Consider the following 13,197-nt stretch of genomic DNA (forward strand, 5'->3'; position numbering starts at 1 on the left):
AAGGAAGTTTATAATGGAAGCATCAGCAAACATGGGGAACCTCACCTCTATTCTGATTATCTGCGGCATCGTACTGGTCGCCTTAATGGCGATCGGGATTATCTTTGCCCGGCTCTATAAAAGAGCAACAAAAGAGATAGCCTTTGTCAGAACCGGGCTGGGCGGTGAAAAAGTGATTAAGGATGGGGGCGCCATCGTCCTGCCTGTTGTGCACGAAACCATTCCCGTCAATATGAATACGCTTCGTATCGAGGTAGAAAAAACACAAAAAGATGCCCTGATCACCAAAGACAGAATGCGGGTTGATGTTAAAGCCGACTTTTATCTTCGGGTCGCCCCTAATGCCAGCGGCATTTCGATGGCTGCACAAACACTTGGAACGCGCACCACGCGGGCCGAGGAAGTGAAAAAACTGATGGAGTCCAAGTTTGTTGATGTACTGCGCGCTGTCGCAGCAGAGATGTCAATGACAGAGATGCACGAACAACGCGCCGATTTCGTCCAGAAGGTTCAACAAAGTGTTGCAAACGATCTGGAGAAAAATGGATTGGAGCTGGAATCGGTGAGTCTCACAGGTTTTGACCAGACCGACCTTGAATTTTTCAATGAAAATAATGCGTTCGACGCAGAAGGTCGCGCTCGTCTTGCCAAGATTATTGAGCAAAAGCGTAAAGAGACGAATGATATTCAGCAGGAAAACAGGATCCAGATTGAAACCCGAAACCTGGAAGCTGAAAAGCAATCACTTACCATTAAGCAGGATGAGGAAGAAGCCAGATTAATGCAGGAGCAGGCCCTGGCGTTTAAACGTCAGGAGCAAAAAGCTGAAATAGCCAAACAGCGCGAGCAAAAAGAGCGGGAGGAGCGTGAAGCCGCCATTGCCAAAGAACGCGCCATTGAAGCAGCAGAAATCGAAAAATCCCGTGAGCTTGAGACACAGGAAATTGCTAAACGAAAAGCGTTAGAGCAAGCGCGTATCCTGCAGCAACAGGAAGTAGAAGTAGCACAACAGGTTAAGCAGATTGCAGTAGCCAATAAGTCTGAAGAAGAGTCGGCGGCGCGGGCTAAGGCAGCAGAAGCAGAAAAAGCCAAGGTGGAAAAAGAAGAGGCAGTAATATCGGCAAAGCAAATCGCCGAGGCAAACCGACGCAAAGAAATTGAAGTTATCGATGCCCGTAAAGAAGCAGAGCGAGAAGCAGTAAGTATAACCGTTGAAGCTGCGGCGAAAAAAGAGGCCGCTACGAATACTGCTGAAGCTATTCTAACCGAATCCAAAGCTAACGCTGATGCGAAAATCATGCAGGCGGAAGCAGATGAAAAAGTACTGGCTGTTGAAGCGGCAGGTAAGCAGGCGTTGTATGAAGCCGAAAACACACTTAAAAATGAACAAATTGAATTACAAAAATCAATGGCTATTCTGAAGGTATTACCAGAAATCATCGCCAGTGCAGTTAAACCTCTGGAAAACATAGAGGGCATTAAGATATTACAGGGGTACAACGGCGCAGGCGCAGTACAAAATACTGCAACAGGAAACACTGATGGTGGCTCAATGGCAGATCAGGTGACCCAGGCAGCCTTAAATTACCGGGCTAATGCGCCGGTTGTAGATGCCCTGTTAAAAGAAGTGGGGCTGGTAGACAGCGAATCAGGCACATTGAGTGATCTGATAAGAGGTAACAGTCAAATTCTGGCAACGCATACGGCAGCGGCGACCAGGAATGTAGCGTCTGCACCTGTTAATCAGTCCACAAATGGTGTCGGCGAATCGCCCTCCTCTCCCACCTCTGATTAATGGTATAAAGACCTGGCAGCTGTTGCTTATAGCAGCTGCCAAATTTCTCTTTGATTTTTCCTGGCCAACAAAAGAACTATCCCCGCTTTATAGCCACCGGGCAAAGTCATCTTTATTATCAATTAGCAGATAATAGTAAGTATCCGGGGCTGCGTTGCCGTGTCACTTTTAAACACACGCATAGCGGGTAATTCACAAATGCAACTGATATGATGTCGAATAAGACGCTTATCGTTAACAGGTGTTCGACATGCAGACAGTCAGTATTTTTGTCGACGTACAAAATGTGTATTACACCACGCGTTCTGCCTTTAAGCAGAACTTTGATTACAATGCATTCTGGGCGCAGGCTACACGGGACAGAACACTCATAAACGCGTTTGCTTATGCCATAGAGCGTAATGATGAAAAGCAGAAACAATTCCAGAACATCCTCCGGGCTATCGGTTTTGATGTAAAACTAAAGCCTTTTATTCAACGTTCAGATGGCTCAGCAAAGGGCGACTGGGACGTTGGGATCACGATTGATGTGATGGAAGCCGCTCCTAAAAGTGATGTCATTGTATTGGTATCAGGGGATGGGGATTTTGGGATATTGGCAGAAAAGGTACGCAAAAAATACCACTGCCATGTAGAAGTATATGGTGTAGAGGCACTGAGTGCATCTAATCTAATGCTATCTGCTAGTGCTTTTTACCCTATTGAAAATTCACTCTTGTTATAGAGTCTCATATCTTGCTGATCATTTTTAAAGTCTAGTTTACTACGATGTGTCCTTTTGCATTGATGCTTAAGCTTTCTTTCCTTTCCCTACCCTGCAGCACGTTTTATCTGTCACGCTCGCATCCAGGTTGCAACTCCCATTGTTGATATTTTGTAAACAAAATGTTTATATAACCAACCCATAAATAATACAATATTATTAAAGGTCACCCGTTTATGAAAATAAAATCCAGATATTCTCTTTTTTTACTCTGTTTGGGAATGAACACTGTTTCGGCTTACGCAATCGACAATGGCGTCTATACGATAAACTCGCGTGCCACAGGCAAGCCTATTGAAGTTGGAGCTGCAGAGCTCACTGACGGCGCAAACATAATTCAATGGGCAAATACTAACCACGATACACAGCGGTGGCTTATAACAGAGCAAAATAATGGGTATTATAGTGTAATAAACCTAAACTCAGGCAAAGCATTGGAAGTGTTTGAGTGGTCTGAGGCGAATGGTGGCAATGTTGTCCAATACGAGTATATCGGCGGAGAATCTCAGCTTTGGGCAATTGAGAATACAAGCGATGGCTATGTCAGGTTCATAAACCAAAATAGCAACAAAGCGCTAGATCTGGTTAATGGCGATTCTTCTAACGGCACAAATGTCATTCAGTGGGACTATACGGGTAGCCGAAACCAGCAATGGCAGCTGACTAAACTGGCCAATGTCGAAACTACACCCTGGGATCCCTCCACTACCAATGGAGCAGCCAATCATTGGCCACTTTCAGGTAGCCTGGTTACGCACGATCCGACTATAGCGAACGAGAATGGAACATGGTGGATATTTCAAACAGGACCCGGAATAGCCGGTAAATCATCATCTGACGGTATTAACTGGAACGACGCGCCAGCGATTTTTCCAAACGGACTGAGTTGGTGGCAAAACTATGTACCTGACCACGATGGAAGTGATGTATGGGCGCCTGATATAAAGCCTTACAATGGCCGCACCTGGATGTACTACAGTATTTCAACATTTGGCTCAAGAACGTCCGTTATTGGACTGACCTCAGCAAGCAGTATCGCGGCAGGAGACTGGCGTGATGATGGTGTGGTAATCAATACCGTCAATTCAAATAATTATAATGCCATTGATCCGGATCTGATTAAAGCGGAGGATGGCAGTCCCTGGCTTGTGCTTGGCTCTTGGAATTCTGGTATCAAACTGACCCGCATCAATCCAATGTCAATGAAGCCTATGGGTGAATTGTATTCTATCGCAAGTCAGTCTGGCGGAAGCATCGAAGCTCCGACTATAATTTATCGCCAAGGCTATTATTATCTATTTGTATCTCTTGGTAAATGTTGTGAAGGCGTTGATAGCACCTACCGGATTGCCTACGGCCGGGCTACCGATATTCGCGGCCCATATTTAGACAAAAATGGTAATGACATGATGAATGGGGGCGGCACCATTCTTGATGCGGGCAACAGTCGCTGGATCGGACCAGGTGGTCAGGATATTTTAAATACAGATGTAATGGTCCGTCATGCTTATGATGCGAGTGATGATGGTACGCCTAAATTACTTATCAGCACGTTGAACTGGGATAGTAATGGCTGGCCCCGTTTTTAACCGTTCACTATTTCTATTGTAAACCTAAAAATAGCTTGCGCCTGAACTTCTTTACTAATAGTCAGGTTCAAGGCGCCAAGCTAAGATTTAATGCCGCAATGATCTTCATGCGCTTACCCACCCATCGTAGCTCACACAATCACGCTCAACTTCGAGCTTATTTTATGCATTTGAGAATAAAACCATGCTGAGTTCTTCTACCGGCTTTTCTGCTCCCTATCAACTTCACTTTTAGAACATCCAGTTCGGTTTAATTATTAAGGCACAAGTGCTACGCCTCTTTGTTGTACTGCTATTCAATGTGGATGAGCTAAAACGTCTAAACACAACAGTATTTTACACACAGCCAGCAGAACCGGGTTGATATGACTATCTGCATTACCAGGTCAGGTCATCAGGTATCTGGTAGTCTGCATACCAGTCATCCTGCTCGTCGCCTGCCTCTGATTGTGACTGATCCAGAGCATCAGCCCGGTGTATCACAGACGCTTCATCGCGTTCCGCAATTTTATCAGCCACCGGCATAGGTACCAGATGGTATTCTTCATCCAACCTGACTACCGCCAATCGACCTTTCGTCACCTGAACACGCACATCCTCAGATACATGCATGCGTTTCACGACGTTGTCATCAGTGAAATTAAGCACAACCTCATCCTTGCCTTTAGATTGTGAATTAATCGTGATGAGCTGACGAACCTGCGCCGCAATTGAACGCTCCTCGCGTGCCTTTTGCTGTTGCTCGTTGAGCGCACGATCTCGAGCCTTTTTCTCTTCGATTGCCTGCTGCGCAGCCTGTTTACTTTCATCCTCTGTCTGCTGCTTGCTTTTGTTCTTTATCTTTTGCTTTTTGCGCTTTTCCTGACGCGCCTGGCGAGCGGCGGACTTATCCGCCAGCCCCGCTTTGAGTAATTGGTCCTGAAGTGATGCCACAGGAATACTCCTTACTTTGATTTTTTACGGGTATCTTTTGCGGCCCATTTGCCGTTTTCATACCACGCTGACCAACCCGATGCCTTACCATTCTCATTTTCTGACATGACATACTGTTGCTTTGTCTTTCGACTGAACCGGACGACTGTTGGGTTACCATCCGGGTCCTGTTGTGGTGCGTCCGCCAGATAATAAAACTTCGGCGAAATTCGGTCCCGGAAACGGGCCAGTTCTTCTACTTTCGGAGCCCGGGTTTCCCTGGATTTGGGAAAGTTATGGGCGGCTAAGAAGATACCGGAGGCACCATCCCTGAGCACAAAGTGCGCATCACTTTTTTCACAGGGAAGTTCAGGCAAATCAACAGGATCTTCCTTCGGTGGCGCCGGCTCGCCATTACGTAACAACTTACGGGTGTTTTTACACTCGTCGTTTGTACAGCCAAAGTATTTACCAAAACGGCCATTCTTCAGCTCCATATCGCTGCCACACTTATCGCACTCGATAATAGGACCGTCATAGCCTTTTATTTTGAATGTACCTGACTCAATGTACGTGCCGTGGCACGTCGGCGCATTACCACATACATGGAGTTTACGGGTTTCATCCACCAGGTAACTGTCCATTGCGGTTCCGCACACCTGACACCGCCGCTTCGCGCGCAGCGCTTCAGTTTCCATTTCCTCATCATCGTCCACTTTCACTACTTCATCACCCGGCGTCAGGTTGATGGTGTTGGTGCAGCGTTCTTTCGGTGGGAGGTTATAACCTGAGCAGCCAAGAAACACGCCGGTGCTGGCAGTACGAACATTCATTTCGCGGCCACATTTATCGCAACTGATGCCGGCTGGAATCGCCTGATTCAGGCGCATCCCGCCTTCTTCGGTATCTTTTTCCGCCGTGAGTAATTTGTTGTAAAAGTCAGCGTAGAAATCGTTTAACACCTGCTTCCAGTTTTTATTACCAGTAGCAATATCATCCAGGTGCTGTTCCATATTCGCCGTAAAATCAAAACTCATGAGATCATCAAAGTTTTCCATCAGGCGATCATTAACGATCTCGCCCATTTTTTCGGCATAAAAACGCTTATTTTCAAGACGCACGTAACCGCGATCCTGAATGGTCGAAATGATGCTGGCATAAGTGGATGGACGACCAATTCCACGTTTCTCCAGCTCTTTTACCAATGACGCTTCATTGAAACGGGCCACCGGTTTAGTGAAATGCTGTTTGGGATCCAATGCTTTGAGACTCAGCGAGTCGCCCTTTTTAACATCTGGCAACAGCTTATCTTCTTCGCCTTTTTTGCGAATTTGCGGCTGTACTTTAGTCCAGCCGTCAAAGCGCAAAACTCGGCCCTTTGCTACCAGCTCATACTCATCGGCAACCACTTTGATCGTCGTCGCATCGTATTTAGCAGGCACCATCTGACAAGCCACAAACTGACGCCATATCAGCTCATACAGTCGCTGAGCGTCACGCTCCATGTCTTTAAGGCTATCTGCCGTTACGTTTACATTCGACGGCCTGATAGCTTCGTGCGCTTCCTGAGCGCCTTCTTTGCTGCCATAACGGTTAGGATTATCCGGCAGATATTTTCCACCGAATTTATCGCTTATATAATCGCGACAACTATCCAGCGCTTCCTGACTCAGATTGGTTGAGTCTGTACGCATGTAAGTGATGTGACCCGCCTCATACAGGCGCTGAGCCATCATCATGGTTTTCTTAACACCGAATCCCAGACGCGTACTTGCTGCCTGCTGCAGGGTTGAGGTGATAAACGGCGCAGAGGGCTTACTCTGTGTCGGTTTGGATTCCCGGCTTTCGACCGTATACGAGGCATTTTTCAGCGCCTCAACCGCTTGTTCGGCCTGCGCCTTATTGACTGGTTTGAAAGCGTTGCCCTGATAACGATTAACCAGCATTCTCAATGCTGCTTTATCTGAGGCGTTCAGATCCGCATGGATATCCCAGAATTCCTCCGGTACAAACGCTTTTATCTCACGCTCACGCTCTACCACCAACCGTACTGCGACAGATTGCACCCGACCAGCTGATAGACCGCGCGCTACCTTTTTCCAAAGCAGTGGCGAGACCATAAAGCCAACAACCCGGTCTAAGAAACGACGGGCCTGCTGTGCGTTAACTCTGTCTACGTTGACATCGCCAGGATGCGAGAAGGCGTCCTGAATCGCATTTTTGGTAATTTCGTTAAACACTACCCGTTGATACGACTGATTTTTATTGCCCAGCAACTCTCTTAAGTGCCATGCAATCGCCTCTCCCTCTCTATCCAAATCCGTTGCCAGATAGACAGTATCAGCATCTTTAGCCAGCTTTTTCAGCTCATTGACAACTTTCTCTTTGCCTTGCAAGACCTGATAATGTGCCTGCCAGTCGTTTTGGGGATCCACCCCCATTCTGTCCACCAGCTTACGATATTCGTACTGCCTTAAATAGTCAGTACGCGCTTCCTCAGAAAGCGTCTTGAGTTCCTTAGCGGGCTTTTTGGGTTCAACATTCCCCAGCGCCTTGGTAGGAAGATCACGAACATGGCCAACCGAAGATTTTACGATAAAATTTTTGCCGAGATATTTATTTATCGTTTTGGCTTTGGCCGGTGACTCGACGATGACCAGTGATTTTGCCATAAAATTAGAATAAACCTGTTTTATTTCATTGACTTAAATCGTCAATTGCTTGAATTTTGCGTCGAAATGAATGCCTGAAGGACGCCTGCGCTTTTTTAACATATATCGACAAAGTGAATGGAAAACAAGTTCTTCTTAATAGTTATTCGTTCAACTGCCTTGAAACCGCCCAAAACCTGTTCACATTTTCACCACCGCAATTGGCAATGCGTTGAAAAGCCGTATAATGCGGGCAATCCGAGTGAGGCTTTTTATGAATTTGTCGATAGTATTCACTGCTATGGCTTACGATTACGGTACATGTTCAAAAAAAGACCGCCTAACAGAATAGCACTGGTTGCTATACATACTGACCGAGGAACGCATGAAGCATTTTGAAGTGAATTTTGATGGCCTGGTAGGACCGACCCATAACTATGCGGGGCTGTCGTTCGGGAACGTGGCATCGCTGAATAACGCCAATGCGATTAGTAGCCCGCGACAAGCTGCAAAGCAGGGGCTTGCCAAAGCAAAAGCACTGGCAGATATGGGCATGGTTCAGGGAGTCCTTGCCCCTCAGGAGCGCCCTGATATCAATACGTTGCGCAGACTAGGGTTTACCGGCTCTGATGCGCGGGTGCTGGAAAGCGCGGCTAAACAGTCAAGACAGGTATTTCTGGCATGCTGTTCAGCCTCAAGCATGTGGACTGCCAATGCGGCAACAGTCTCACCCAGCGCAGACACCAGCGATGGCAGGGTTCATTTCACACCAGCAAATCTGACCAATAAGTTTCATCGTTCATTGGAACCACAAGTGACCGGGCGAATTCTTCAGGGTACGTTTGCTAATGAAAAATACTTCGCTCACCATACTCACCTGCCAGATAACGAACATTTTGGTGATGAAGGCGCTGCGAATCACACCCGCCTGTGTAAAGAATATGGTCAGGCCGGTGTCGAGTTATTTGTGTATGGCCGTCATGCGTTTGATAGTAGTAAGCCAGCCCCAACCCGTTATCCGGCACGACAAACCCTTGAGGCATCCCAGGCGATTGCCCGGTTACACGGCCTGGAAGATGAGTCGGTAGTTTACATTCAGCAAAACCCCGATGTTATCGATCAGGGTGTATTTCATAATGATGTTATCGCGGTGGGTAATCAGAACGTTCTGTTCTATCACGAACAAGCTTTTTATAAGAAAGACGAGGCTCTGGCTGAGATCAGGCAGAAGTACGGTGACAGCCCGTTACACTTCGTAGAAGTGCCGACTGACCAAGTGTCAGTAATGGACGCCATCAAAACGTATTTATTTAATACACAAATTATCACATTACCTGATAACGAAATGGCGATTATCGCCCCCACGGAATGTCAGGAGAATGAGGCGGTCAATCGCTACCTGCAAGAACTGGTCACTAAAGATACGCCTATTAAGCAGGTAAAATACTTTGATGTAAAACAAAGTATGCGCAATGGTGGCGGGCCGGCCTGTCTGAGATTACGTGTCGCCCTCAACGATACTGAACTAGATGCAGTGAATCCCAATACGCTTATCAATGATAAGCAATTTGCCCGCCTGAACACCTGGGTAGACAAACATTACCGGGATGAACTGACCGAGGACGATTTACGCGACCCGCAGTTATTAACAGAGTCGCGTGCCGCGCTGGATGAACTGACACAAATTCTGAACATCGGCTCTGTGTATCCTTTCCAGCAGGACTGATTCCGTCCGACCGTGTAAAAAGCCCTGCGATCGCAGGGCTTTTTCGTGAATGCCTTATATCCGGGCTCTGCGTTTCACCCCTTATTTCGTCTGCATTCGCCGCCTTGCAATGCAGACAACATTTTCACTGCGCAGAGATCGCTAGACGATAAACTGCTTAGAACAGCCACATGCCGCATAAAAAGTGGGCTGTGCATCGTCAGCCAGAATCTTTAAATTATGGGATTGTGACGTTTTCTTGTTTAAATCTTTTTCTAATCTGGCAAACTAGCCCGCGTTACGAAGAATAAAAACAGAAGTTTCAGGGAACATTCATGTCTCAAAACGCACACAAGTACAGTCTTACTACCAGAATTTTCATCGGACTGGTAGCCGGAACACTGGTTGGCCTTTTACTCCAGCTGGTTTTTGGAGATAGCGGTGATCTGCGCTTCACGCTATTCGGATACACCTTTTCAACCTATAACATTCTTGTAGAAGGTCTATTTTCAACACTAGGGCAAATCTTTATTGCCAGCTTAAAAATGCTGGTGGTGCCGCTGGTGTTTGTTTCGCTGATCTGCGGCACCTCCTCATTGACTGAGCCCAGTAAACTCGGACGTTTGGGCGCCAAATCCATAGGTTTGTATTTTCTCACAACGGCGATTGCGGTAACACTGGCTTTAAGCCTGGCTTTGGTTGTTCAGCCTGGTTCGGGTGTGGAAATGCCTGCAGATGTTGAGTATGCAGCTAAAGAAGCCCCCTCCCTGTCGGCAGTTATCATCGATATGTTCCCGACCAACCCGATCAACTCCATGGCTGAAGGCAAGATGTTACAAATCATCATCTTCGCTGTGCTGTTAGGTATTGCGATGGCGATGAGCGGTAAGCCGGGCAAGCGCATTGCTGACTTTTTTGAAGATATCAATACGGTCATCATGAAGCTGGTAACCATCATCATGAATCTGGCGCCCTATGGTGTTTTTGTTCTGATGGCAAAACTGTTCAGCTCTATCGGTGCAGACATGCTGGGGAGTCTGGCCACCTATTTCTTCCTGGTGCTGGCCGTGCTGTTTATTCACGGATTGGTCACCTATTCTGCACTGCTTAAAGGCTTTACCGGACTGAATCCAATTATTCTGTTTCGTAAAATGCGCGACGCCGCACAGTTCGCATTTACCACATCCAGCTCCAGTGCCACGCTGCCCGTCACTATGGAAACGGCGCAGAACAAACTGGGCGTGGGTAAATCAGTATCGTCTTTTACGCTGCCGCTGGGCTCTACGATAAACATGGACGGCACGGCGATTATGCAGGGTGTGGCAACTGTATTTATTGCACAAGTTTATGGCGTCGAGCTGGCAGTGCAGGATTACCTGATGGTAGTACTCACCGCCACCCTGGCATCTATTGGTACCGCTGGCGTTCCGGGTGTCGGCCTGATAATGCTGGCCATGGTTTTACAGCAGGTTAACTTGCCGGTTGAGGGTATAGCGCTGATTATCGGTATTGATCGCTTACTGGATATGACCCGCACGGCGGTCAATATTACCGGCGACTGCACCGTCGCCTGCATTATTGCAAAAAGCGAAAACGAGCTCGATGAGACCCGGTTCAATGATTTAGATGCTGGCCTAAAAGAAGAAGATGTTGATTTAGAACATTTTGACAGAAACAGCTAGCCGGTTACCGGCTAGCCATTTAATGCGCTGGCCGGTGCAACCTTTGCCGCTGTTGAGGCAGGATAAAGTGTTGCCAGAATTACCAGAACCACAGCAACCAAAACAGTGACAAGCACATCCATTATCTGCAACTGCGAAGGCAGAAAATTAATAAAGTAAATATCGCCTGACAATATTTCTGTTCCCAGCAATGTCTCAATCCCTTTGACCAGTGCAGCCAGATTCGGCGCCGTAAGTACACCCAGCATGGTACCGATTACAATGCCTGTCAGCCCGTTGATTAATCCCTGAACCATAAACGTCCTTCGGATTAGGCTATCTGTCGCGCCCATGGTTTTGAGAATAGCAATGGCTGCGCGCTTTTCTCTTACGGACATCACCAGTGTCGACACAATATTGAAGCATGCAACGGCAATAACCAGTGTCAGGACAATATAGACCACCACCCTAACCAGCTGGATATCGTTGTATAGATGCCCCTGCGTACGTGTCCAGTCAGACATATAGACAGGCTGCGGAAAGCTGTAACCTATATCGCGCATAGTGTCGCGGGCAGTAAAGGGGTCATTGAGTGTGAATCGCAATCCCTGTGCCCCCGATACAATACTGGCATGGGTCGAAGCGGTTGATAAGTGCATGATACCTAGATGATTGTCCATTTCCCCGCCAATGGAGAGTGCACCGGCAACAGTGAGTTTAACCAGCTTGGGGGCTTTGAACGTTAAATCCTGTGTTGATACCGGTACCAGCACACCCACTTTATCGCCTGGCTGCAAAGAGAGCTTTTGCAACAGCCCCTGCCCCAGCAAAACGGTATTCTGCGATGCTTTGAAACGCTGCCACGCAGCCGGTTTCACTTGCTGCAACCAGGCCGCATCTTTTGCATAATTAGTATCGATTCCTGTCAGCTCAACGGGTTTTAACTCACTGCCCTGCTGCAGCATACCGGTAATTTTGGTATACGGAGATACCGCGCGGACTCTGGGATCCTTCTCAAATCTGGTGGCAACGGTCTGCCAGTCATGAATGCCTTCATTGGATACGGAATACAACTCACCATGCGGCAGCACAGCCAGAATACGATGCGTCAGCTCGCGCTCGAAGCCGTTCATTACGCTCAGCAGTACAATCAGGACAAAGCAACCCAGGCCAATTCCAAAGGTTGAAGAAAAGGAGATAAACGATATATAACGATTTTTCTGCTTCGCCTGACGAAAGCGCTTTGCCAGTAACCAGACAAGACTCATTCGTGACTACCCCGTGTTTCACGAAGCAGCCCATCCTGAATGGTCAGTGTCCGGTCCATCTGCGCCGCCAGTTCAGTATCATGCGTTACCACAACAAAACTGGTGCCTAGCTCCTGGCTGAGCGACCGAAGTAAGTGATATATCTGTACACCGGTCTGGTGATCAAGATTACCCGTAGGCTCATCCGCCAGGACCAATGAAGGATTGGTCACAAGTGCTCTGGCGATAGCCACACGCTGACGCTCACCACCGGATAGCGCTGCGGGTTTGTGATCTAAGCGATGTGATAGCCCAACCTTTTCAAGCATAGCTGCGGCCCGGCTTTTCGCCGATTTAGTGGAGGCTTTGCCAATTAACAGCGGCATTGCAACATTTTCAAGGGCTGTAAATTCGGGAAGTAAGTGATGAAACTGATAGATGAAGCCCATTTCTGCATTACGCAGGGCTGCCAGCTGAGAAGAAGACAAACTTAAAAGTGACTGGCCTTTGAATTCGACCTCACCACCTGAAGCAGTATCCAGACCACCGAGAATATGTAGCAACGTGCTTTTTCCCGAGCCGGAACTGCCCAGAATCGCGATATGCTCTGCACTATCAACATAAAAGGAAACGTTATTTAGGACCTGCGTTTCACTGGCGCCATCATGATAGGTTTTGCTGATATTTTTGCAGACAAGAATGTGTTCCATCGTACCTTATAATACATGTCAGGTTTTACCTGCACGAATGGTACCGTGATACGGATAGATTACAAGATTAATCAAGAAGATAATAAGATGGCGGAGCGGACGGGACTCGAACCCGCGACCCCCGGCGTGACAGGCCGGTATTCTAACCAACTGAACTACCGCTC

At 47.5% G+C, this 13,197-nt stretch carries 9 protein-coding genes; 5 read left to right on the forward strand and 4 right to left on the reverse strand.

The genetic code is table 11. The annotated features are described in order from the left end of the window. Positions 1-13 precede the first annotated feature (13 nt). From HHX48_RS03470 to HHX48_RS03480, 3 genes are all read left to right on the forward strand, one after another. Positions 14-1,795 (forward strand): flotillin family protein, encoded by a 1,782-nt coding sequence (locus HHX48_RS03470; protein ID WP_191022229.1) that lies wholly within the window; start codon positions 14-16, stop codon positions 1,793-1,795. Positions 1,796-2,045: 250 nt separating this feature from the next. Continuing rightward, positions 2,046-2,519: a LabA-like NYN domain-containing protein gene (locus HHX48_RS03475; RefSeq protein ID WP_191022230.1), complete on the forward strand. Its 474-nt coding sequence runs from the start codon at positions 2,046-2,048 to the stop codon at positions 2,517-2,519. 260 nt (positions 2,520-2,779) lie between these two features. Then, a complete protein-coding gene (locus HHX48_RS03480) occupies positions 2,780-4,147 on the forward strand; it encodes a family 43 glycosylhydrolase (protein WP_191022231.1) in 1,368 nt (455 codons plus the stop codon). A 378-nt stretch (positions 4,148-4,525) separates the two neighbouring features. Here the strand turns inward: HHX48_RS03480 and HHX48_RS03485 are convergent, their stop codons facing one another. After that, on the reverse strand, positions 4,526-5,080 hold the full coding sequence (locus tag HHX48_RS03485; RefSeq protein WP_191022232.1) for a DUF2058 domain-containing protein: 555 nt from the start codon (positions 5,078-5,080) through the stop codon (positions 4,526-4,528). Positions 5,081-5,091: 11 nt separating this feature from the next. Continuing rightward, on the reverse strand, positions 5,092-7,731 hold the full coding sequence (topA, locus tag HHX48_RS03490) for a type I DNA topoisomerase (RefSeq protein WP_191022233.1): 2,640 nt from the start codon (positions 7,729-7,731) through the stop codon (positions 5,092-5,094). 364 nt (positions 7,732-8,095) lie between these two features. Here topA and astB point away from each other — a divergent pair, with 364 nt between their 5' ends. Together astB and HHX48_RS03500 are read left to right on the forward strand one after the other, a co-directional pair. Continuing rightward, a complete protein-coding gene (gene astB / locus HHX48_RS03495; protein WP_191022234.1) occupies positions 8,096-9,436 on the forward strand; it encodes an N-succinylarginine dihydrolase in 1,341 nt (446 codons plus the stop codon). A gap of 314 nt (positions 9,437-9,750) precedes the next feature. Further along, positions 9,751-11,097 carry a dicarboxylate/amino acid:cation symporter gene (locus HHX48_RS03500; protein WP_191022235.1) on the forward strand — a complete coding sequence of 449 codons (1,347 nt, stop codon included), beginning with the start codon at positions 9,751-9,753 and terminating at the stop codon, positions 11,095-11,097. Between the two features lie 11 nt (positions 11,098-11,108). On the opposite strand, the gene lolE is transcribed toward HHX48_RS03500, so the two are convergent. Both lolE and lolD read right to left on the reverse strand, forming a co-directional pair. Next, entirely contained in the window at positions 11,109-12,344 is a 1,236-nt protein-coding gene (lolE, locus tag HHX48_RS03505; RefSeq protein WP_191022236.1) for a lipoprotein-releasing ABC transporter permease subunit LolE, read from the reverse strand. Beyond that, positions 12,341-13,033: a lipoprotein-releasing ABC transporter ATP-binding protein LolD gene (gene lolD / locus HHX48_RS03510; RefSeq protein WP_191022237.1), complete on the reverse strand. Its 693-nt coding sequence runs from the start codon at positions 13,031-13,033 to the stop codon at positions 12,341-12,343. Before lolD ends, lolE begins: the two co-directional genes overlap by 4 nt. Positions 13,034-13,197 lie beyond the last annotated feature (164 nt).

Source organism: Salinimonas profundi (genome assembly GCF_014750655.1).
GTDB classification, from domain to species: Bacteria; Pseudomonadota; Gammaproteobacteria; order Enterobacterales; family Alteromonadaceae; genus Alteromonas; species Alteromonas profundi_A.

Excerpts from the sequence above, each read along its gene's own strand:
- lolE (WP_191022236.1), bottom strand. The coding sequence starts at position 12,344 with ATGAGTCTTGTCTGGTTACTGGCAAAGCGCTTTCGTCAGGCGAAGCAG.
- HHX48_RS03500 (WP_191022235.1), top strand. The coding sequence starts at position 9,751 with ATGTCTCAAAACGCACACAAGTACAGTCTTACTACCAGAATTTTCATC.
- HHX48_RS03470 (WP_191022229.1), top strand. The coding sequence starts at position 14 with ATGGAAGCATCAGCAAACATGGGGAACCTCACCTCTATTCTGATTATC.
- topA (WP_191022233.1), bottom strand. The coding sequence starts at position 7,731 with ATGGCAAAATCACTGGTCATCGTCGAGTCACCGGCCAAAGCCAAAACG.
- HHX48_RS03475 (WP_191022230.1), top strand. The coding sequence starts at position 2,046 with ATGCAGACAGTCAGTATTTTTGTCGACGTACAAAATGTGTATTACACC.
- HHX48_RS03480 (WP_191022231.1), top strand. The coding sequence starts at position 2,780 with ATGAACACTGTTTCGGCTTACGCAATCGACAATGGCGTCTATACGATA.
- astB (WP_191022234.1), top strand. The coding sequence starts at position 8,096 with ATGAAGCATTTTGAAGTGAATTTTGATGGCCTGGTAGGACCGACCCAT.
- lolD (WP_191022237.1), bottom strand. The coding sequence starts at position 13,033 with ATGGAACACATTCTTGTCTGCAAAAATATCAGCAAAACCTATCATGAT.